Source organism: Sphingorhabdus sp. Alg239-R122 (assembly GCF_900537065.1).
GTDB lineage: Bacteria > Pseudomonadota > Alphaproteobacteria > Sphingomonadales > Sphingomonadaceae > Alg239-R122.
Window position 1 is genome coordinate 89,489 of the sequence record NZ_UNRC01000005.1, and the last position, 18,694, is coordinate 108,182.

Below are 18,694 nucleotides of genomic sequence, written 5' to 3' on the forward strand. Positions count from 1 at the left end.
TGTGGATATGTCACAATCTGTTTCGACAAAAAGGCAATAAGCGCCTAAACTGTTTCCATGGCTGATTCCCCAGAAAAAGATCTGATAAGCGATAATGAAGCGAAGCCCGTACGTGACAGCGCAGAGGGCAGTTCAGGCGATATGCCTTCGCTTGGTATGGATATGCCTGCGCTGGATATTCCTGACGCATCATCATCTGCGTATGCAACTGAACCGAAAGCAGAAATGCCTGTTGCCAAAAATCCTGTAGCCCCAAATACCGATGACAATGCTTACCGGGTTCTGGCACGTAAATACCGGCCGCAGACTTTTTCAGAGTTGATCGGGCAGGATGCGATGGTGCAAACGCTTGGCAACGCTATAAAACGCGACCGGCTGGCACATGCATTCCTGATGACCGGCGTGCGCGGGGTTGGCAAGACATCAACTGCGCGCCTGATTGCCAAGGCGCTTAACTGTATCGGCACGGATGGTGAAGGTGGTCCGACCATCGATCCATGCGGCCAGTGTGAGCCATGCACTGCGATTGCAGAGGGGCGTCATATTGACGTTATCGAAATGGATGCCGCGAGCCATACCGGCGTTGATGATGTCCGCGAGATTATTGAGGCAGTGCGCTATGCCGCCGTGTCGGCGCGTTACAAAATCTACATTATCGACGAAGTTCACATGTTGTCCAAAAACGCATTTAATGCACTTTTGAAAACACTGGAAGAGCCGCCTGCACATGTGAAATTCCTGTTCGCTACCACGGAAGTCAACAAGGTTCCGATCACTGTATTGTCGCGCTGCCAGCGTTTCGACCTGAAACGCATTACGGCAGACATGCTTGCCAGCCATTTTGCAAAAATCTGCGTGGCTGAGGGCGTGGAAGCTGAGGCGGATGCGCTAGGCATGATCGCACAGGCCGCAGAGGGTTCTGTGCGTGACGGCCTGTCGATCCTCGATCAGGCGATAGCCCATGCCGATATGCAAAGCGATGGCGAAAACACGCAGGTTACCACGCTGCAGGTGCGTGACATGCTCGGCCTATCGGACCGTGGTGCGGTGCGGCGGTTGCTCGGTCATATATTGGAGGGTGATGCGAAAAAAACGCTTGCCGCAATGGATGAACAGCATGTGCTGGGCGTTGAACCGCTGGCACTCGTGCGTGCACTGATGGATTATGTGCACCAGCTGACCCTAGCCAAGATCAAGCCACTGGATCAGGTCACGATGAGTGAAAATGAGCGAGCGCAACTCAATGATTGGGCGGCACGGCTCACGCATCCGCAGCTGCACCGTCTGTGGCAATTACTTTTGAAAGGGCATGACGAGGTGCAGCGTGCGCCCATGCCTGCACAGGCATGCCAGATGGCATTGCTACGCCTGCTTCATGCCACCAATATGCCCGATCCCGGTAAGTTGATAAAGGATCTGGCTGAAGGCAAGGCTGTACCCACCCAAAGCGCGCAGCAGGATCATTCTGCACCAGATGGTGATGCACAAGGTACCGCCGCGCAGCAGAACAAAAATCCGCATGCCGGTGTGCCGGATAATTTTGCGGATTTTGTGGAGTGGCTTGACCGTACCGGAAACCTCACACTCGCGCAGATACTGCATGACCGTATTCGTGTGGTGGAATATGAGCCGGGCAGGCTCATTTACCAGACAGCGACTGATTTCACCCAGGATTTCGCACCGCAGCTACGTGATGCACTGCTGCAGCTGACGGAGCAGCGCTGGCAGATTGAAATAGGCGAGGGGGAAGCTCAGATAAGCCTGATGGAACAGGCCGAGGCGCGAAAACAGGCGGCACGGGCAGAGCTTGAAAGTTCGCCAATGGTGAAGGCAGCCAAAGCGGCTTTTCCGGACGCGGAATTACTGGATAATGATGCCGTGCAGCGCGGCAATGGACAATGGAGCAAAAGCGCATGAAGAGCATGGAAGAAATGATGAAAGCGGCACAGGAAGCCGCACAAACTGTGCAGAAACAGATGCAGGAAGCACAGACCAAGCTGGAGGCTATTGAAGTGGAAGGCGTGGCCGGTGGCGGTTTGGTCAAGGTGCGCGCAACCGCCAAGGGCCGGGTGATTGGTATCAATATTGATGAAAGCCTGTTGGTGGCCTCTGAGAAGCAGATTACTGAAGATCTGGTGGCGGCGGCATTCAACGATGCGCGTGCCAAAGCGGACAAGGCGAGCGAGGCTGAGATGGGCAAAATGTCTGGCGGGCTTAACTTGCCCGAAGGCTTTAAAATGCCATTCTGACAGGCGGGTCACGGTCCGTTTGCTTAACAATGCTTGTTTCGCCTGAAGTGACGCCCATATTCATGGTAAGAACCGGCGCGCCTATTCAGGGTGTCCGTCAAAAAAATATGTGAAAGTAGTATATGAATCAGCAATTTCCTCTTCTTCCACTTCGTGACATTGTGGTGTTTCCGCAGATGATCGTGCCGCTGTTCGTGGGCCGCGATAAATCCGTTGCGGCGCTCGAGGCAGCGATGAATGCGGATAAGGAAATCTATCTGGTATCGCAGCTGGACCCTGCCTGTGATGACCCGGTGCGTGATGACCTGTATGACATGGGCGTAGTGGCAACGGTTTTGCAGATGCTGAAACTGCCAGACGGCACGGTACGTGTGCTTGTTGAAGGCAAGGAACGGGCAAATCTGACGGGACTTGAGGAATCGGGCGACCTGGTGATGGCCAGTGTTCAGGTAGTCGCACCGGTATCCGTTGGCGGGACCGAGGTATCTGCGCTTATGCGTTCTGTAGTTGATCAGTTTGAGCAATATTCGAAACTGAACAAGAAAATGCCTGCCGAAACTGCGGTGCAGATGGCGGAAATCGACGATGCTGCGCAACTTGCCGATGCGGTTGCAGCCAGCATCAACGTGAAGGTTTCTGACAAACAGGCGCTGCTGACCGAAAATGACCCGGTCAAGCGTCTCGAAATGGTGTTCGGCTTTATGGAAGGCGAGCTTGGCGTTCTGCAGGTCGAAAAGAAAATCCGTGGCCGCGTTAAACGCCAGATGGAAAAGACGCAGCGCGAATATTACTTGAACGAACAGATGAAAGCGATTCAGTCTGAACTGGGCGGCGGCGAAGGCGAGGGCGATGAAATGTCCGAGCTGACCGAGAAGATAGAAAAGACAAAACTGTCCAAAGAGGCGAAGACCAAAGCCAATGCCGAACTTAAAAAACTGCGCGGCATGCAGCCCATGTCGGCGGAAGCCACAGTGGTGCGCAACTATCTCGATACGTTGCTTGGCCTGCCATGGGGCAAAAAGTCAAAGTTGAAAAAAGATATCAAGAAAGCGGAAAAAGTGCTCGATGCCGATCACTTCGCGCTTGAGAAAGTCAAAGAACGCATCATTGAATATCTGGCGGTGCAGACACGTACCAACAAGCTGAAAGGACCGATCCTGTGTCTGGTCGGGCCTCCAGGTGTGGGTAAGACTTCGCTGGGTCGCTCGATTGCCAAGGCAACAGGCCGCGAATTTGTACGCCAGTCGCTGGGCGGCGTGCGCGATGAAGCCGAGATACGCGGCCATCGCCGCACCTATATCGGTTCGATGCCTGGCAAGATTGTCAGCAATCTGAAAAAAGCGGGTTCCGCCAATCCGCTGTTCCTGCTCGACGAAATTGACAAGCTGGGGCAGGATTTTCGCGGCGACCCGGCTTCGGCACTTCTTGAAGTGCTCGACCCGGAACAGAATGATAAGTTTCAGGACCATTATCTAGAAATCGATATTGACCTGAGCGACGTGATGTTTGTGACTACGGCCAATTCGCTCAACTTGCCGCAACCTTTGCTCGACCGGATGGAGATCATCCGATTGGAAGGCTATACCGAGGATGAGAAGGTCGAAATTGCCAAACGGCACCTGATCGAAAAACAGGTGGATGCGCATGGCCTTAAAGAAGGTGAATTTACCCTTGAGGATGATGCGTTACGTGACCTGATCCGCTATTATACGCGTGAAGCCGGTGTGCGTACGCTGGAGCGTGAAATTGCGCGCCTGGCACGTAAGTCACTACGTAAAATTCTGGAAGGTGAAGCCGAAAGTATCACCATTACAACGGACAATCTTTCCGATTTTGCCGGTGTGCGCAAATTCCGCCACGGCATGGGTGATGAGGAAAACCAGATTGGCGCAGTGACCGGTCTTGCATGGACTGAAGTCGGCGGTGAACTGCTAACTATTGAATCTGTGACGGTGCTGGGCAAAGGCCAGATCAAGACCACCGGCAAGCTGGGTGAGGTCATGAATGAATCCATCCAGGCCGCGTTCTCGTTCGTGCGCGCCCGTGCGCCTTCCTATGGCATCAAACCCAGCATTTTTGCGCGCAAAGATATCCATATCCACCTGCCCGAAGGCGCTGTGCCCAAGGACGGTCCGTCCGCAGGTGTGGGCATGGTGACTTCCATTGTTTCCACGCTGACCGGTATTGCCGTGCGCAGCGATGTCGCGATGACAGGTGAAGTCACATTGCGGGGGCGCGTGCTGCCAATTGGTGGATTAAAAGAGAAATTGCTGGCAGCGTTGCGCGGCGGCATTTCCAAAGTGCTGATCCCGGCGGAAAATGAGAAAGATCTTGCCGAAATTCCGGACAACATCAAAGAGGGTCTGGAAATCGTTCCCGTAAGCCATGTTGATGAAGTGCTGACTCATGCGCTGGCGGACAAGGTTTCCCCGATTGACTGGACCGATGCGGACGAACTGGCGGCGCAGCCAGGCGCACCTGGACAGTCGCCAGCAGGTGGGCCGGTGGCACATTAAACCATTATGGTGTGCGAAACATTATATCGGATAGTGTTTTTATCGGGTGTAATTGTTTCACATGTCAGTACATATCGCACGAGCGACTCATGCTAACATGCCTTTGTCATAGCCGCGCTTTTCTGCAGAAAACAGCGTTCTGGTGGCGGGTAATGCCTGTCAATTGTATAAAAACGCACAATTCGTCGTAAAAACTGCTGAAAACCGCCAAAAATCCGGGTTTTCCCCTTTACAGCAGGTAATTATTGGTCCTTATTCTTTCTCAGCCAAAGCGGCGATTCTATTATTACAATTATAATCAGGGGTTCCTAAGGTATGAACAAGAACGAACTTATCAGCTCAGTCGCGGATCACAGCGGCCTCAGCAAAGCAGACGCAGGCAAAGCAGTGGAAGCTGTATTTGACACAGTAACAAGTGAACTCAGCAAGGGCGGTGAAGTCCGTCTCGTTGGCTTCGGCACATTCTCTACAGCGCAGCGTAAAGCCTCAACAGGCCGCAACCCGCGCACAGGCGAACCAATGACAATTAAAGCCTCTACACAGCCTAAATTCAAAGCTGGTAAAGGTCTGAAAGACGCCGTTAACAAGTAAGAAATATAGGGGAGCAGGTAAGCCTGCTCCCTTTTTTCTTGTCGCAGCTTTGTAAACAGCTTTTTCGAGCTAAGATAAAGGGAGCAGGATCCATTGGATCCGCTCCCTTTTATTCATCCTATCACTTACGCATGTATTATCGCCAGCCGGCAGCCGAGGTTGCATGGATATAGCTGTTGCAAGTCCGCTTATTGTGACAGGCGTAGCAATGTTTCCGGCGCGTTTTCGGTGCGCGGGGTAATGGTCCAGCTAAGCACGCGTTTGTCACCGCTGACGCTGGGACCTTCTTCTGTATTATTGGTCAGTATTTCCGCATTGGTGGTGACGGTAAAAACGCCGTCTGGCATCGGGATGGTGGGGACTTTGCTGTCTTCACTGTCCGCGGCTTTTTCATCCTTGCTCATCATGGCGGCAAATCCCATCATGCCTGACATGCCGCCGGACTGTTCCTTGGTAGCAAAACCGGGTGCATCGATACGTACAGTGCCATCATTACGAACAATGGCGATAACAAATGGTGTTATGCCCTGCATTTTTTCGAGCACGGGGAACTGGAAGTTACGGTCCATTTGACCACGCATTTCATAAGAAATATCAAAAACGCCTTCGCCGCGATGTACGACTGATTTCCAACCCTTTTGCTTCGCCATCCGCTTCACATATTCATCAACAGCATCGGGATCGGAAGGATCAAGGTCGCCCATCATTTGTTTCATCATTTCCGTGCTGCGGGCTTTTTCCTGCGCGCGCTCTGCGGCTTTTTCTTCCCATTCGGCGCGTTGCTCCGTAATTTCGTTACCGCTACATTCGCGCGGATCATAGTCATCGGTGTAACATTCAGCTTCAAACTCGTCCTTATCCGCCTTGGCCGCCATGTCCATGATGCTGCTCATGCCGAGCATGAAAATTTCACCATCATAGGTGAAGGTAAATGAGCCATCACGGTCGATATCCAGGTTGGATGTGAACTTGCCCGGTGTCAGTAGGCATGCCGTCAGCAGTAATGGCGCTGCAAGTACAGCAATCACGCCTAAAATCTTACGCATGGTTTTCCCCTTCTAAACTGTTCCTATCGTGTCGCGATGGCATATAGCGCAATGGCTGTAGCATTGGATACGTTAAGGCTTTCCATATTTTCCGATATTGGCAGGCGCGCAAGCTGATCGCAATGGGCTTCAACATTTTGGCGCATGCCTTCGCCTTCTGCGCCCATGACAAGGCAGACCGGACTGCTTTCGGGCAATGTCTCTGCGAGCAATTCATCAGCATGGCCGGTCAACCCGATACGCCAGTAACCGGCTTCGGCTATTTCCTCCAGTGCGCGAGACAGGTTGACCACGCGCAGCCATGGCAGCGTTTCCAATGCGCCTGAGGCAGCTTTGGCAATCGTTCCATTTTCGGATGGTGCGTGCCTGTCCTGCGTAATGATGGCCGCGGCATTAAAAGCGGCGGCGGATCGGAATATCGCGCCAATATTCTGTGGGTCGGTAACCTGATCAAGTATCACCAGCGTCCGCCCATCCGCTGCATCCAGTACATCGCCCAGATACAGGTCAGGCAATGGTTCAATTTCCGCCACCAACCCCTGGTGAGGGACATCGCTGGGCACCATGCGCGCCAGATCGGCAGCTTCGGCATAATGTACTTCCAGCCCGTCCGGGATCACAATCTCGCTAATTGCAGCGTGGGTGCCATATAGCTTACGGATTGTGCGTTCGGGATTATCAAGCGCAGCATAGACCGCGTGTTTGCCCCAAAACCGGGGTACTTTCAGCCCGCCTTTACCGCCCAGAGTTTTTTTGCCGCGCTGGCGGCCTTTCCATTTATCGCGCTTCATCGCTTCTTATCCGTACTTTCCACTAAAAATTATATTTTCATGGCGCTTTTCACCCAGAAAGCATTGACAGGCAAGCTCTCATTCGCCATTGAGCCGCCTTCGTGATGTGAATTATACATCACCGATGGACAGGTGGCCGAGTGGTTAAAGGCAGCAGACTGTAAATCTGCCCGCGCAAGCGTACATAGGTTCGAATCCTATCCTGTCCACCACCCTTTCAGCTTTGTGTAACACTGCAGGCATTGCGCCTGGTTGAGGTGTAGTACGAACCTATGAGTCTTTGTCTATTTTGATCGGCAAGCGATCAAAATGGTTCGAACCCTATCCTGTCCGTTACTCTTGCAGAGTCGCTAATGCGGCCCTTAACTGTGTATCGAGTCCGGCGTCGGTCAAGCAGCTCTTTTCCATGTCGAAATTGTCATAGAAGCTGCCGATTGAAAGGTCAGCCTTCACATCGCCGCCGAAATGCGGGGCGGATGCCTTTATGGTCGCCATAACGGTTGCAGCTCCACGCGGGCCGGGGGAGGCGGAGAGCAACACCATGGGCTTACCCTGAAACACCTTTGCATCAATGCGTGAGGCCCAGTCATAGATGTTTTTGTAAGCGGCGGTATAGGAGCCGTTATGTTCGGCAAAGGAAATCACCAGTGCATCGGCCGCACCAATCTTGCCATAAAAGTCATGCGCTAGTTGCGGAATACCACCGGCCTCTTCGCGGTCTGAGCTGTAAATCGGCATTTCATAGTCGTTGAGATCCAGTATCTCTGTGTCTGCATCTTCCAATAAACTGCACGTATAGGTGGCCAGTTTTTTGTTGATGGATTTGCTGCTGCTGCTCGCTGCAAAGGCTAATAATTTCATATCTGTTCCTTCAGTGGCTATTTGTCTTATTTTGAAAAAGCGGAGAGGCCTATATATTCAATAAATTCAATCACATTGCCGTCAGGGTCACGGATAAAAAATGAACTGCCTGTCGGATGTTGCATAAGGTCTCCGCTTAGCGGAATATTTAACTGCTCCATTTGTTCCAAAGCGGTTTCAATATTGGTAACTTCCAGTGCGATATGGGTATAGCCGGTATGTTTAGTAGCAATATCCATTAGCTGGTTTGTGTTGTCTTCTTGATCGGCATTTAAGATGAAATTGATGTTTACACCTGACGGGTGCTCGACAATGGCGACGGGTTCAGGGCCGCCTGGGCCAGTGATATATTTGAATCCCAGTCTGGCGTAGAAATTACGCGCTATTTCGAAATCCTTGACGCGCAGGCCGATATGATTAATCCGCGTAATTATTTCCATATTGCATGCTTTCTGTTTTTCAAAATAAGCCATTTGGCACGACATGCTTTTAACAGCTATCACTTTTCATCTGGACAAACCATCTTTGCTGGCCGCATAACATATCTTAATCGAGCGATTAAAAAAATGAGAGGAATGCGATATGGCTGCTCCCGGCGCCAGCAAGCCGACTGAGGCTGAGCTCACGGAATATAGCGTTCAGGCACAGGCCTGGTTTAAGGAAAACACCGTGCGCGATCCCGGCTTCATGCTGCCGCTCACGTTTATGGAAGTCAGCACGGACGAGCAGTTCGAGTTCCTGTGCGACTGGCAGCGCAAGGTGTATGAGGCGGGTTATCTGGGCGCAAGTTGGCCAAAAGAATATGGCGGCGGCGGTCTGCATCCCGATTACCAGCGCGCGGCGACGCGGGCGATGAAGGATCATGATGCACCGATTATGATCAACGCCATCGGCATTGGTTGGGCCGGACCATTGTTGCTGGATATCGGCACTGAAGAGCAGAAACAGAAATATATCAGGGGCATGTTGAGCGCAGAGGATATCTGGTGTCAGGGTTTCTCCGAGCCGGAACATGGCAGTGACTTGGGCAATGCGCAGCTCAAAGCTGTGCGAGACGGTGATGAATATGTGCTCAATGGTTCCAAGATATGGACCTCTCTGGGCGATCGCGCCAAATATATGATCCTGCTGGCGCGCACGAGCAATAATGAAGGTGACAGCAAATACGCGGGGCTCAGCTTTTTCCTCAATCCAATGAAAGTGCCGGGAATTGAAACGCAGCCAATCAAGAAACTGACCGGCGAATATGGCTTTGTGCAATGCTTTTTCACCGATGCGCGCATTCCGGCCGAAGGATTGATGGGCAGCGAGGGCGATGGCTGGAAAATCGCCATGAAAACGCTCGAATATGAACGCGGGGCCAAAGTCAATCTGGCTGGTGGATATTTCCTGAAAGAGCTGGACGTGATGGGTATTGTCGATGTGGCGCGCCGGTCGACACGTGGTGGGAAGCCGGTGCTGGATGATCCCATAATGCGTGATCAGCTGGTCGAATATATGATCGATATTCAGGCGCAGAACCTCAATAATTATCGCCGCCGCATGCCGGCATTGGTGCAGGACAGGCCGATGGGCCTGCCGCTGATGAGCAAACTGGCGCGCACCGAGATGATCCGCGAACTCACTGAGTTTTCTTTGCAATTTCAGGGCGCAAAAGCCGGTTATTATGTCGGTGACGACAATGCTGTCGATGATGGATACTGGCATCGCAGTTATCTCAACAGTTTCTCCGCCACGATCGGTGGCGGCACATCGCAGGTGCAGAAGAACATTGTGGCCGAGCATGTGCTGGGCCTGCCCAAAGGCCGGTAACGGGAGGATAAGATATGGATAATCTCGGGACTATTGGCTCTAGCGAAGAGCAGGTCGAATTGATGGACGTGGCGACCAGTTTTTGCCGTGATAAATCGCCAGTGGAAAAAGTGCGCGCTCTTATGGAAGACGTGCGGGGCTATGATCCAGGCGTGTGGCAGGAAATAGCTGAACTTGGTTGGCTCGCCATTGCCATTCCAGAGGAATATGAGGGGGTCGGCCTGTCGCTGGCGGAAGTCGTGCCGATTATGGAGCAGATGGGCCGCCACATGCTGGCCGGACCGTTTATGGCGACGACATTGACCGCGCAGGCTCTTGTAGCAGGCGGCAACGAGGCGCAGAAATCAACATGGCTTCCCAAAGTCGCAGGCGGCGCAATTGCCACATTGGCGCTGACCGAAAAAGAAGGTGACTGGAACCTCGATAATGTTACCGCGCAGGCAACAGCATCGGGTGACGGCTATGCGCTTTCCGGCACAAAACAGTTTGTCACCTATGCGCAGGATGCGGAGCTTGTCATTGCTTCTGTCATATTGGACGGCGTGGTACGGCTTGCCTTGATTGAGCGCAGTGTCATTGCCGATAGGGCGCTGCGCCGTGAAGCCATTATTGATGAGACCAAGCGCAGTTATGAGCTGACACTGGATGAGATATCCATTGGCGCCGATGCATTGATGGATGCAGATACGTCCAAGGCGGCACTGGCGCATATCGACCTTGCGGCAAACCTGCTCCAATCGGCTGAAATGTGTGGCGGCACGCAGGCGGTGATTGATTACACGCTCGATTACCTCCAAACGCGCAAACAGTTTGGCAAGGTGATTGGCGAGTATCAGGCGCTTAAACACCCGATTACCGATGCCTATATATCCTATGAAAAGGCGCGCTCGCATATGTTCAGCGCCGCGCACAGCTTTGCGAACCAAGGCAGGGGAGAAGTCGCAACCCGTATGGCAAAGGCAGCAGCGGATAAGGCCTACAGCCATGCTGCGGACCGGGCGATCCAGTTTCATGGCGGTTTTGGGTTCACGCATGACTGCGATGCACAGCTTTATCGGCGCAATGCGATCTGGAACGCGTCGCAATTTGGTGATGCCGCATGGCAGAGATCGAAACTGGCCAATTTACTGTTTTGATATTCAGGAGAAAAACATGACCGAGCAAGTACTTACCGAAACGCAGGACGGTGTCCTGATCATCACCATCAACCGGCCTGAAGCCAAAAATGCCGTGAACCGGGCCGTGGCTGAAGGCGTGGCAGATGCGATGGAAAGGCTCGACAGCGATAAGGGGCTTAGCGCGGGCATTATTACCGGCGCGGGCGGCACATTTTGTGCGGGCATGGACCTGAAAGCTTTTCTAAAAGGCGAATTGCCGACAGTGAAAGGGAAGGGCTTTGCCGGATTTTGCGAAGCCCCACCTGCAAAGCCGCTTATCGGCGCGGTTGAGGGTTATGCTCTGGCGGGCGGCATGGAAGTTGCTATTGCCTGCGATATGGTAGTGGCGAATGACAAGGCGCAGTTCGGCATTCCTGAAGTCAAGCGATCACTGGTCGCAGCGGGCGGCGGGTTGCTTTCGTTACCATCCATTATTGGCAAGCGAATGGCGATGGAACTGGCTTTGACAGGAGATTTTATCACCGCAGAGCGGGCGTATGAAATGGGTTTTGTAAACCGGGTGACCGAAGGTGCAGCGCTGGAAGGAGCGCTAGAACTCGCAGTCCGCGTGGCGGCCAACGGCCCGCTGGCCCTGATCGCGTCGAAGCGGATTATCAATGAACGTCCCGATTGGTCCAGTGCGGAAATGTGGGCCAAGCAAATGGAAATTGCAGGCAAAGTGCTGGCCTCACAGGATGCACGTGAGGGTGCCGCGGCATTTGCCGAAAAACGCAAACCGGAATGGAAAGGCGAATAGTCTTTGCGAGTCGTTATTTATCGCTTTTCTTTGCGGCTATGTCTTTTTTGAGCTGTGCCAGTTGTGCGTCAATATCGGCAGTTTTCCGGGAAGTGTCCATATCTGCACTTGCGGCTTGATCGCTGTCATCTGTGGGCCTTGAATTGGACACGGTTTCCATGACAGATTCTGCTCTGTCCAGTATCGCGCTGATTTTCGCACGTACCGATTCTTCGAACGTTTCTACCAGTTCGGTTTGACGCCGGCCTTTCAAGAATTCGGTAAGCTCCCGCTGCACACCCTCCCTTTGCACAGCCATGTCATGCAGCGCGGTTTTGAGAAACTCTGCTTCTGTACGGGCGATTTCGGCAACGCCTGAAAATGCTTCCACCATTTTCTCTGAATCCTGCTGCATTTCTGTAGCAGCTTGGGCTAAGTCATCGCGTCCCTTGGCAGCGGAAAAGCCGGCTTCTTCCGCCCATTGCATTGCTTTTGCATGCGCATCATCAGCGGCGGCTATGGCCTGCTCCAATCGCCTGACAGCCGCGTGGTGTTCGTGTTCCAGTTTTTCGATAGCATAATCAGTCTCACGCACAGCCTGCCGCATCAGGGCAGGTTCACTCAATTGTTCCAGCCTTTCCAGGCCGTCTTCAATTGCCGCGCTGATATAGCGGCCCGTGCGTGAGAAAATGTTATCAGCCATGTCTTTGTTCCTGCGTAGCGAGGAGCTATCCTGCTGAAAAACGCTTCAGGCGATCATTGATGATACCATCGGCTTCGGACATGATCCGGTCGATCAGTTCTTTTACCGTGGGAATATCATTGATGAGGCCTGCAACCATGCCGCAGCTCCACGCGCCGGCGTCCATATCGCCTTCCATCATGATGGTCGGGTAAACACCGGCCACCTGTTCAAGGATATCGGTGATTTGCAGGTTGTCGCCTTTTTCCTTTTCGATTTTTAGGATTTCTTCAACCGCTTCATTTTTGAGTACACGTTCGGTGTTGCGTAACGGCCGCATGACCAGTGTTGTGTCGAGCTCACTGGCAGCAACAATCGCGTCTTTCACATTTTGATGCACGGGCGCTTCTTTGGTAGCGATAAAGCGTGTGCCCATATTCATGCCCTCTGCGCCCATGGCGAGGCTGGCAACGAGTGAACGCGCATCTGCCTGTCCGCCACTGGCCACAAAAGGAATGTCCAACTCATCGGCTGCACGTGGCAATAGGATCATGTTCGGAATGTCATCTTCACCCGGATGTCCGCCACATTCAAAACCGTCAACGCTGGCTGCATCACAACCAATCGCCTGCGCTTTGAGCGCATGACGGACCGAGGTACATTTATGAATAATCTTGATGCCCGCTTCTTTCATGCGCGGCAGGTGCTCTTCGGGATTGCGCCCGGCGGTTTCCACCGCTTTTACGCCATTGGCGATAATCGCGTCGATATATTCTGGATAGGGCGGGGCGGTAAAGGCGGGCAGGAAAGTGAGGTTCACGCCCACCGGCTTGTCAGTCAGTTCCTTGGCCTTTTTAATCTCCTTATCAAGATCTTCGGGCGTTTTCTGGGTCAGGCCGGTAATCATGCCTAACCCGCCTGCGTCGGATACGGCGGCGGCCAGTTTAGCGAAACCCACATAATGCATGCCGCCCTGAATGATCGGATGCTCAATGCCGAAAAGCTCTGTAATACGTGTTTTCATATGGGTTTCTCCTCTGGAATTATTATATTCACACAAATAATGCGACGCTTTGCATGGCACGCATCACTGGCTTTCTATCACTGTTATAGACAGTCATATACTGGCTGGACGCACCGTCATGCGCATGGTGTGTTTCGGATTCGAGCAACCACCAGCCATCTTTTGTTTGCGGTGTATTGGTGAGCATATTGACCTGCCAGTTCATAGAGCTGACATTGCCAGGCTCGGTCATCAGGCCCATGGCAGATGGCGGCAGCGCGTCACCCACACATAGCAATTCGGTTATCGGGTCCAATCCATCGCGTTCGCGCAGCCGGTGCCACTGCATCAGCTTTGGTGTCCCCAGGCCCAGTTCGAGCCGTTTTTCGGGATAATCCATATGATGGGTGAAAAATTCGGGCGGGCCGTTTCGGATGTCGTCCTTGCCAGGAGGCGGGGGAAAATCAGGCGCGCTGATGTCATTATGCTCAACGGTGCTGACGCGCGGGTTCATGAAAATGAAGTTGCAGGCAAGGCCGGTACCATCCCTGGATGTGGTGCGGGTTTCGACAAAAGCAGTGTTGCGGCCGCGGCGGAGCAGTTCGGCCGTTATGGTCACGTCACCTGCCAGAGGGCCTGCAAAAGCAATTTGTGCAGAACGCAGCGGTGGGCAATCTGTGACACAGGCCGTGGCGCAATGATGGGCGACGGCGCTGCTCAACCCGCCATAACTGGTCCGGCCCTGCATCCATGTACCGGGAATGGTAACGGTCCAGCTATTGTCCGCGCGCGCCATGGAGCCGAGTATCTGTGCAAGCGATGTCATACACTGCACTTAAAACCAATGCCTGCTAAAAATCCATGACTAAGTTTCGAAAACGCACTGATTTTGACAAGATTAGAGTGAACCATGCCTTTATCGCTGGCCCTTCCTATCCGCATTTGTTAAATGTGGCCGAATGGCAAAACCGGGCAGATCAACCGATTGGGGCTTTCCTCGCTGGCGTGGCTATGACAGCTCGCGTGAGGCGCAGAATGTGCGCCTTTGTGACCGTTATGGCTGTGATGAAGTGGGCGACCGTCCCGCACCTAAATCTCCCAACAGTCCGGAAAAATGGTATTTCTGCGAAACACATGCCGGGGAATATAACCGCAACTGGGACTATTTTCAGGGTTTGAGCAAAGAAGAAGCGGCCGAACGCGAGCGCAAGGAACGGCGCGAAAACGCCGGTTATCAGGAATCGGCACATCATGGCTGGGCTGGCCCCGGTGATGGTAGCCGGTCACGTGATGAAATGACTGCGCTTGATGTGCTGGGTGTGGAAGTGGATGCGTCGTTCGGGGATATTCGCAAGGCATATCGCTTGCTGGCCAAGCGGAACCATCCCGATGTGAATCAGGGGGATGAGGAAGCCGCCAAGCGCTTTCAGGCGATTCAGGCAGCATATAATGTGCTGCGTGTGGCGGAGGAAAACCGTAGCTGGAAACCCGAAGAAAGAGTTTAATTTTCGTCGCTACTATCAAGTTTCAGGGCAAGTAGTTTGCGCTCGACTTCCAACGCTTCCTCCAACGACATTGCACCGCTAATCTGCAATTTGCGGCCTTTAACCTTTTCCCTCCAGAATGCTTTGGAGACAAAAGTTCCATCTGCGAATATAGCAAGGTCTCTGCCTAAAGCTTTTTGCTGGATTTTGCCGAAGCGTTCTGCCGCATCATCCGATAGCGTGATTTTGACGCTGTAATAATCATGTCCGGCCACGGCACGAGCAACATAGACATTTGCTTTCACAATATCACCGAATGCAAGGTCGAACCTACATGATCTTTCAACTTCACTGGCAGAGGCGCAAGGCGGTACGTTTTCATATTGCGTCGCGGCTGGCATGGCCAGCAAGGCAAGCGCAATGATCATTATGCGTAACGCTCCGCCGTTTCACGGATCAGCGCAATCATGTTAGGGATGCCTTGCGTGCGGTTGGAACTGAGCTGGTTTTTAAGATCAAACGGTTCCAGGGCGACAGTAATATCGGTAGCCAATATGTCAGCTGCCTTTTTTCCCTGCACGGTCTTCAGCACCAGTGCGATAATGCCTTTGGTAATAGCGGCATTGCTGTCGGCCAGAAAATGCAAATGGCCATCGTCCTTCTGTGTGGGATAGACCCAGACGGCGGCCGAACAGCCGCGTACAAGTGTGGCATCGGTTTTGAGCGCATCGGGCATATCGTCCAGTTCCCTGCCCAGATCAATAATCAGCCGGTAACGGTCATCTGCGTCCAGAAACTCGTATTCTTCAATGATGTCGGCCAGTTCAGCCGTTTTGCATTCGGTCATACTGCGCCAATAGCAGGGCAGGGGAGCAAGGCAAAGCCCCGCAATGCTGAAATTATAGCTCCACCCCTGCGGCAATGGCTTCCAGTTTCTTGAGCCGTTCCTTCAGGTCCGCAATTTCGATACGGGATGTGGCGTTAGGGCCCATATTATCACCATTTTGTGCCATGTGGTGCATTTCGCGCAGTTCCATGCGTTTATATGCCACCCATTCGCGCCAGCCATGTAGCAGGCTTATGGAAAGAATCGTGATAGCAATCAGGCCTGTCGCGGCCATTGTCAGGTAAAAAGGTGCGTCTTGCATTTTATCCGTCCTCCCGGACTATCCCCTTGCCCAGAGAATATCTTACCAAGGAATGTGTTCAACGGTCGCGCAGGCTTTCGATTTCCTGTTCCAGTGCGCGGCTTCCGCGTTCGTCGGTTGCAATGCGTTCCAGCACGGCAATGCGTTTTTTCAGAACCTTAATCTCGTCGCGCATCCGCTCTGAGTCCGGATCATGTGCGACAATCTGGTTACCTTTTTCATCCTCAAAAACACCGTGTTTTGCTTTCATGCGTGTATTTACGATTTTACCGATCGTCACCACGGCGATGATCGCAACAACCATTTCAAACGGTCCCATAATTTCCTCCTCGAATTGCGTTATGCTCGTTTTGAGCGTTGTTTTTCAATTGATACGCGGGGGCTCGTCGCGCAGGTCTTCAATCTGCTCGGCCAAATCCATGCCTTTATCGGTAACTATACGTTCCAGCACGCGGACACGCTGCTCTAGTTGTTCGCTCTGCGCCGCATATTGTGCTGCTTTTTCGGCCGTTATTTCTGACTGGTGCTCCATCATTTTGCGTTGATGATGCGTCCAGATTGCAAAGCCGCCTATTATAAATGGGGCCAGTGGTATGAGCAGTGCGATAAAACCTAAGTCCATTGTGTCCTCCTCGTGATGTTGCGTCTATTCAGTCGCGCAGCTTTTCTATTTCTTCGGCAGTGCGGCGGGCGGGGTCCGTGGCGATCCGTTCCAGCACGGCGATACGTTCTTCAAGGCGCGATACTTTACCCGTCAATTGCTCGTTTTCATTGGTGAGCAATTCGACTTTGCGTGCGGCCTGTGGGTCTTCGCTGTTTGTTTTTTCAGTGCTACCTGACCATTCGTTTTCCAGCGGATATCCATGTTTGGCTCTGATCCAGCTGCTGACGAGCCAACCAATGGTGCTGATCGCAACGATCGCGATTATAAATCCGGGGCCACTCCAACTCATAACTTCCTCCTCGTAAATCTTCTTGTTTTATTTAGTAGCGTCTGTCGGTGAGCCTTTTGATTTTGGCGATCTCTGCGTCTCTGTGACTATGCAGGCGGTCCTGTGTGTTCAGGCGATCTGTCCATGCATGTCCGTAACGCCTCTTGATGAAAAAGAAAGCAATGGCTCCCAGTATAAGTGTCCAAAAGATGCTCATTTCATTTCTCCATCAAGAGTTTAGGTATTCAGCGCAGGCGTTCGATTTCATCTGACAGGCGTGAATTGGTCGTCGTGTAATAGATTTCCATATCGGCCAGGCGGCGGTCTATTTCGCGAAACCTTGCGCGGACATCGCGTGCCGTGCGTTTGGGTGACTGGCGTACGCCCTGCCAGAACTTCTGCTCGCGATCATCGCGGTACAGGTCAATCGGCTTTTTATCCGCCAGCCATGCAGCCATGAAATAGGCGATGATGGTCCAGGGGAAACCGCCCATTAGTGTCAGGAGAACCGCGCTGATGCGCACCCAGACAACATCGATACCGGTATAGTCCGCTATCCCTGCACATACGCCTTTCCACTTGGCATTCATCTTGTCGAGATAGAATTTGGTACGGCTTGTGGACATTATCTGTTCCTCTCTTGCAATAGGCGCTCAACAGTGTCGAGTGCGGGGTCATCCTGGTCTGCTGCACTTGTCAGTCGGTCAGGGCGCCAGTCTGGATTGTCAGCGCGGATAATGCGCTCAACGGTGTCCATCCGGTCATCGAGGCGGCGAGCCATGGAATAAAGTTCCTCCAGCAAATCTTCATCCTCGGTAGTGATTGTCCCCATAGTTTTCCATTTTGTTATATAGTGGAAAATGATCCATGGCAGGCCGATAAATAATGTGGCTATTGCCATAAACGGAATGAAATCATCCATTTTGCTTACCCTTTCTTCATTGATTTTTTGAGGGCTTCGAGCTCTTCATCAACGACATCGTCGCCTTTGAGAGCTGCGATTTTGTCACCCAGTGTTTCGGGTTCTGAAGCGAGTGACAGTGCGTCGGCATGGCCCTCTGCCATGTCCACGCGGCGTTCCAGCTGGTCAAAACGGGAAAAGGCGTCCTTCACCTTGTCGCCATTATACATGGTGCGCAGCTTGATACGGTTTTCCGCACTTTCCAGTCGCGACATGATCGTGTTCTGCCGCGAACGTGCATCGCGCAGCTTGTTCTGCAGGCTGGCAATATCAGCTTCCGAAGCCCGCAGGCTGTCATCAAGTACGGCGACTTCCTCTTTCAACTGATCGGCCATGTCGCTGGCTTTCTTTTTTTCCACCAGCGCAGCACGGGCCAGGTCTTCACGGTCTTTCGACAGTGCGAGCTCTGCTTTTTCGGACCAGTCGGCCGTCAGCGTCTCAAGCTTGTCGATATGACGGCGCATTTCCTTTTGGTCTGCAATAGTGCGCGCGGCAGAGGCGCGAACTTCCACCAGCGTCTCTTCCATTTCCATAATGATCATGCGGATCATTTTTTCCGGATCTTCGGCGCGTTCCAGCAAATCGGTAAAGTTTGCGGCGACAATGTCGCGGGTGCGTGAAAATATTCCCATATTAAAACTCCATCTAGAGGAATGCGTATTTCTGAAAAAACCGGTGCGATTTTGTGTGTCGCTGTCCAGCTTAACATATTCGGTGTGGCGGGA

The 18,694-nt window shown here is 52.7% G+C and carries 24 protein-coding genes and 1 tRNA gene; 9 read left to right on the forward strand and 16 right to left on the reverse strand.

All coding sequences use genetic code 11. The annotated features are described in order from the left end of the window. Positions 1-57 precede the first annotated feature (57 nt). The 4 genes from G6Q15_RS07085 (at position 58) to G6Q15_RS07100 (ending at position 5,356) form a co-directional block, all read left to right on the forward strand. Positions 58-1,917 (forward strand): DNA polymerase III subunit gamma/tau, encoded by a 1,860-nt coding sequence (locus G6Q15_RS07085; protein ID WP_164117169.1) that lies wholly within the window; start codon positions 58-60, stop codon positions 1,915-1,917. Continuing rightward, positions 1,914-2,249, forward strand: a complete 336-nt coding sequence (locus G6Q15_RS07090) for a YbaB/EbfC family nucleoid-associated protein (RefSeq protein ID WP_164117171.1) — start codon at positions 1,914-1,916, stop codon at positions 2,247-2,249. The genes G6Q15_RS07085 and G6Q15_RS07090 overlap by 4 nt, the downstream gene beginning before the upstream one ends. Positions 2,250-2,371: 122 nt before the next feature. Continuing rightward, positions 2,372-4,765 (forward strand): endopeptidase La, encoded by a 2,394-nt coding sequence (lon, locus tag G6Q15_RS07095; protein WP_164117173.1) that lies wholly within the window; start codon positions 2,372-2,374, stop codon positions 4,763-4,765. A 315-nt stretch (positions 4,766-5,080) separates the two neighbouring features. After that, complete coding sequence (locus G6Q15_RS07100) at positions 5,081-5,356, forward strand: HU family DNA-binding protein (RefSeq protein WP_164117175.1); 276 nt, start codon at positions 5,081-5,083, stop codon at positions 5,354-5,356. A gap of 188 nt (positions 5,357-5,544) precedes the next feature. Here the strand turns inward: G6Q15_RS07100 and G6Q15_RS07105 are convergent, their stop codons facing one another. Further along, positions 5,545-6,402 carry a hypothetical protein gene (locus tag G6Q15_RS07105; protein WP_164117177.1) on the reverse strand — a complete coding sequence of 286 codons (858 nt, stop codon included), beginning with the start codon at positions 6,400-6,402 and terminating at the stop codon, positions 5,545-5,547. A 23-nt stretch (positions 6,403-6,425) separates the two neighbouring features. Next, positions 6,426-7,193 (reverse strand): 23S rRNA (guanosine(2251)-2'-O)-methyltransferase RlmB, encoded by a 768-nt coding sequence (rlmB, locus tag G6Q15_RS07110; RefSeq protein WP_164117179.1) that lies wholly within the window; start codon positions 7,191-7,193, stop codon positions 6,426-6,428. A gap of 126 nt (positions 7,194-7,319) precedes the next feature. Here rlmB and G6Q15_RS07115 point away from each other — a divergent pair. Continuing rightward, a tRNA-Tyr gene (locus G6Q15_RS07115) sits at positions 7,320-7,405 on the forward strand. 121 nt (positions 7,406-7,526) lie between these two features. Here G6Q15_RS07115 and G6Q15_RS07120 read toward each other — a convergent pair. Continuing rightward, positions 7,527-8,054: an NAD(P)H-dependent oxidoreductase gene (locus G6Q15_RS07120; protein ID WP_164117181.1), complete on the reverse strand. Its 528-nt coding sequence runs from the start codon at positions 8,052-8,054 to the stop codon at positions 7,527-7,529. Positions 8,055-8,080: 26 nt separating this feature from the next. Next, the gene (locus G6Q15_RS07125) at positions 8,081-8,527 is read right to left on the reverse strand and encodes a VOC family protein (RefSeq protein WP_205518114.1); all 447 of its coding nucleotides are present in this window, start codon (positions 8,525-8,527) and stop codon (positions 8,081-8,083) included. 109 nt (positions 8,528-8,636) lie between these two features. On the opposite strand from G6Q15_RS07125, the gene G6Q15_RS07130 reads away from it, so the two are divergent. The 3 genes from G6Q15_RS07130 to G6Q15_RS07140 are packed head-to-tail and all read left to right on the forward strand — an operon-like array spanning position 8,637 to position 11,780. Beyond that, complete coding sequence (locus G6Q15_RS07130) at positions 8,637-9,866, forward strand: acyl-CoA dehydrogenase family protein (RefSeq protein WP_164117183.1); 1,230 nt, start codon at positions 8,637-8,639, stop codon at positions 9,864-9,866. A gap of 14 nt (positions 9,867-9,880) precedes the next feature. Then, positions 9,881-11,002 (forward strand): acyl-CoA dehydrogenase family protein, encoded by a 1,122-nt coding sequence (locus G6Q15_RS07135; protein ID WP_164117185.1) that lies wholly within the window; start codon positions 9,881-9,883, stop codon positions 11,000-11,002. Between the two features lie 16 nt (positions 11,003-11,018). Beyond that, positions 11,019-11,780 carry a crotonase/enoyl-CoA hydratase family protein gene (locus G6Q15_RS07140; protein ID WP_164117187.1) on the forward strand — a complete coding sequence of 254 codons (762 nt, stop codon included), beginning with the start codon at positions 11,019-11,021 and terminating at the stop codon, positions 11,778-11,780. A 13-nt stretch (positions 11,781-11,793) separates the two neighbouring features. Here G6Q15_RS07140 and G6Q15_RS07145 read toward each other — a convergent pair whose 3' ends face one another. The 3 genes from G6Q15_RS07145 to G6Q15_RS07155 are packed head-to-tail and all read right to left on the reverse strand — an operon-like array spanning position 11,794 to position 14,270. Continuing rightward, complete coding sequence (locus G6Q15_RS07145; protein ID WP_164117189.1) at positions 11,794-12,462, reverse strand: hypothetical protein; 669 nt, start codon at positions 12,460-12,462, stop codon at positions 11,794-11,796. A 25-nt stretch (positions 12,463-12,487) separates the two neighbouring features. Further along, positions 12,488-13,465, reverse strand: a complete 978-nt coding sequence (locus G6Q15_RS07150; protein WP_164117191.1) for a nitronate monooxygenase family protein — start codon at positions 13,463-13,465, stop codon at positions 12,488-12,490. A gap of 28 nt (positions 13,466-13,493) precedes the next feature. After that, positions 13,494-14,270, reverse strand: coding sequence for a thioesterase family protein (locus G6Q15_RS07155; RefSeq protein ID WP_164117193.1), 777 nt, complete (start codon positions 14,268-14,270; stop codon positions 13,494-13,496). Positions 14,271-14,403: 133 nt separating this feature from the next. Here G6Q15_RS07155 and G6Q15_RS07160 point away from each other — a divergent pair, with 133 nt between their 5' ends. Next, positions 14,404-14,949: a J domain-containing protein gene (locus G6Q15_RS07160; protein ID WP_164117195.1), complete on the forward strand. Its 546-nt coding sequence runs from the start codon at positions 14,404-14,406 to the stop codon at positions 14,947-14,949. Here the strand turns inward: G6Q15_RS07160 and G6Q15_RS07165 are convergent. The 9 genes from G6Q15_RS07165 to pspA form a co-directional block, all read right to left on the reverse strand. Continuing rightward, on the reverse strand, positions 14,946-15,356 hold the full coding sequence (locus tag G6Q15_RS07165) for a hypothetical protein (protein WP_164117196.1): 411 nt from the start codon (positions 15,354-15,356) through the stop codon (positions 14,946-14,948). The genes G6Q15_RS07160 and G6Q15_RS07165 overlap by 4 nt on opposite strands. Further along, positions 15,356-15,775, reverse strand: coding sequence for a SufE family protein (locus G6Q15_RS07170; protein ID WP_164117198.1), 420 nt, complete (start codon positions 15,773-15,775; stop codon positions 15,356-15,358). Before G6Q15_RS07170 ends, G6Q15_RS07165 begins: the two co-directional genes overlap by 1 nt. 52 nt (positions 15,776-15,827) lie before the next feature. Further along, positions 15,828-16,076, reverse strand: a complete 249-nt coding sequence (locus tag G6Q15_RS07175) for a hypothetical protein (protein ID WP_164117200.1) — start codon at positions 16,074-16,076, stop codon at positions 15,828-15,830. 58 nt (positions 16,077-16,134) lie between these two features. Next, positions 16,135-16,395, reverse strand: a complete 261-nt coding sequence (locus tag G6Q15_RS07180; RefSeq protein WP_164117203.1) for a hypothetical protein — start codon at positions 16,393-16,395, stop codon at positions 16,135-16,137. Between the two features lie 45 nt (positions 16,396-16,440). Next, entirely contained in the window at positions 16,441-16,698 is a 258-nt protein-coding gene (locus G6Q15_RS07185) for a fructose-1,6-bisphosphatase (protein ID WP_164117205.1), read from the reverse strand. Positions 16,699-16,726: 28 nt separating this feature from the next. Continuing rightward, positions 16,727-17,029, reverse strand: coding sequence for a hypothetical protein (locus tag G6Q15_RS07190; RefSeq protein ID WP_164117207.1), 303 nt, complete (start codon positions 17,027-17,029; stop codon positions 16,727-16,729). 224 nt (positions 17,030-17,253) lie between these two features. Next, positions 17,254-17,634, reverse strand: coding sequence for an envelope stress response membrane protein PspC (gene pspC / locus G6Q15_RS07195; RefSeq protein ID WP_164117208.1), 381 nt, complete (start codon positions 17,632-17,634; stop codon positions 17,254-17,256). Then, positions 17,634-17,930, reverse strand: a complete 297-nt coding sequence (gene pspB / locus G6Q15_RS07200) for an envelope stress response membrane protein PspB (protein WP_164117210.1) — start codon at positions 17,928-17,930, stop codon at positions 17,634-17,636. Before pspB ends, pspC begins: the two co-directional genes overlap by 1 nt. Positions 17,931-17,935: 5 nt before the next feature. Continuing rightward, a complete protein-coding gene (gene pspA, locus G6Q15_RS07205) occupies positions 17,936-18,601 on the reverse strand; it encodes a phage shock protein PspA (RefSeq protein ID WP_164117212.1) in 666 nt (221 codons plus the stop codon). Positions 18,602-18,694 lie beyond the last annotated feature (93 nt).

What these genes read in the sequence shown, in the direction of transcription:
- G6Q15_RS07185 (WP_164117205.1), bottom strand. Translation starts at nt 16,698, where the DNA reads ATGGACTTAGGTTTTATCGCACTGCTCATACCACTGGCCCCATTTATA.
- pspA (WP_164117212.1), bottom strand. Translation starts at nt 18,601, where the DNA reads ATGGGAATATTTTCACGCACCCGCGACATTGTCGCCGCAAACTTTACC.
- G6Q15_RS07190 (WP_164117207.1), bottom strand. Translation starts at nt 17,029, where the DNA reads ATGAGTTGGAGTGGCCCCGGATTTATAATCGCGATCGTTGCGATCAGC.
- pspC (WP_164117208.1), bottom strand. Translation starts at nt 17,634, where the DNA reads ATGTCCACAAGCCGTACCAAATTCTATCTCGACAAGATGAATGCCAAG.
- lon (WP_164117173.1), top strand. Translation starts at nt 2,372, where the DNA reads ATGAATCAGCAATTTCCTCTTCTTCCACTTCGTGACATTGTGGTGTTT.
- rlmB (WP_164117179.1), bottom strand. Translation starts at nt 7,193, where the DNA reads ATGAAGCGCGATAAATGGAAAGGCCGCCAGCGCGGCAAAAAAACTCTG.
- G6Q15_RS07180 (WP_164117203.1), bottom strand. Translation starts at nt 16,395, where the DNA reads ATGGGACCGTTTGAAATGGTTGTTGCGATCATCGCCGTGGTGACGATC.
- G6Q15_RS07140 (WP_164117187.1), top strand. Translation starts at nt 11,019, where the DNA reads ATGACCGAGCAAGTACTTACCGAAACGCAGGACGGTGTCCTGATCATC.
- G6Q15_RS07175 (WP_164117200.1), bottom strand. Translation starts at nt 16,076, where the DNA reads ATGCAAGACGCACCTTTTTACCTGACAATGGCCGCGACAGGCCTGATT.
- G6Q15_RS07130 (WP_164117183.1), top strand. Translation starts at nt 8,637, where the DNA reads ATGGCTGCTCCCGGCGCCAGCAAGCCGACTGAGGCTGAGCTCACGGAA.
- G6Q15_RS07170 (WP_164117198.1), bottom strand. Translation starts at nt 15,775, where the DNA reads ATGACCGAATGCAAAACGGCTGAACTGGCCGACATCATTGAAGAATAC.
- G6Q15_RS07090 (WP_164117171.1), top strand. Translation starts at nt 1,914, where the DNA reads ATGAAGAGCATGGAAGAAATGATGAAAGCGGCACAGGAAGCCGCACAA.
- G6Q15_RS07085 (WP_164117169.1), top strand. Translation starts at nt 58, where the DNA reads ATGGCTGATTCCCCAGAAAAAGATCTGATAAGCGATAATGAAGCGAAG.
- G6Q15_RS07145 (WP_164117189.1), bottom strand. Translation starts at nt 12,462, where the DNA reads ATGGCTGATAACATTTTCTCACGCACGGGCCGCTATATCAGCGCGGCA.
- G6Q15_RS07125 (WP_205518114.1), bottom strand. Translation starts at nt 8,527, where the DNA reads ATGGCTTATTTTGAAAAACAGAAAGCATGCAATATGGAAATAATTACG.
- G6Q15_RS07105 (WP_164117177.1), bottom strand. Translation starts at nt 6,402, where the DNA reads ATGCGTAAGATTTTAGGCGTGATTGCTGTACTTGCAGCGCCATTACTG.
- G6Q15_RS07155 (WP_164117193.1), bottom strand. Translation starts at nt 14,270, where the DNA reads ATGACATCGCTTGCACAGATACTCGGCTCCATGGCGCGCGCGGACAAT.
- G6Q15_RS07160 (WP_164117195.1), top strand. Translation starts at nt 14,404, where the DNA reads ATGGCAAAACCGGGCAGATCAACCGATTGGGGCTTTCCTCGCTGGCGT.
- G6Q15_RS07100 (WP_164117175.1), top strand. Translation starts at nt 5,081, where the DNA reads ATGAACAAGAACGAACTTATCAGCTCAGTCGCGGATCACAGCGGCCTC.
- pspB (WP_164117210.1), bottom strand. Translation starts at nt 17,930, where the DNA reads ATGGATGATTTCATTCCGTTTATGGCAATAGCCACATTATTTATCGGC.
- G6Q15_RS07135 (WP_164117185.1), top strand. Translation starts at nt 9,881, where the DNA reads ATGGATAATCTCGGGACTATTGGCTCTAGCGAAGAGCAGGTCGAATTG.
- G6Q15_RS07165 (WP_164117196.1), bottom strand. Translation starts at nt 15,356, where the DNA reads ATGATCATTGCGCTTGCCTTGCTGGCCATGCCAGCCGCGACGCAATAT.
- G6Q15_RS07120 (WP_164117181.1), bottom strand. Translation starts at nt 8,054, where the DNA reads ATGAAATTATTAGCCTTTGCAGCGAGCAGCAGCAGCAAATCCATCAAC.
- G6Q15_RS07150 (WP_164117191.1), bottom strand. Translation starts at nt 13,465, where the DNA reads ATGAAAACACGTATTACAGAGCTTTTCGGCATTGAGCATCCGATCATT.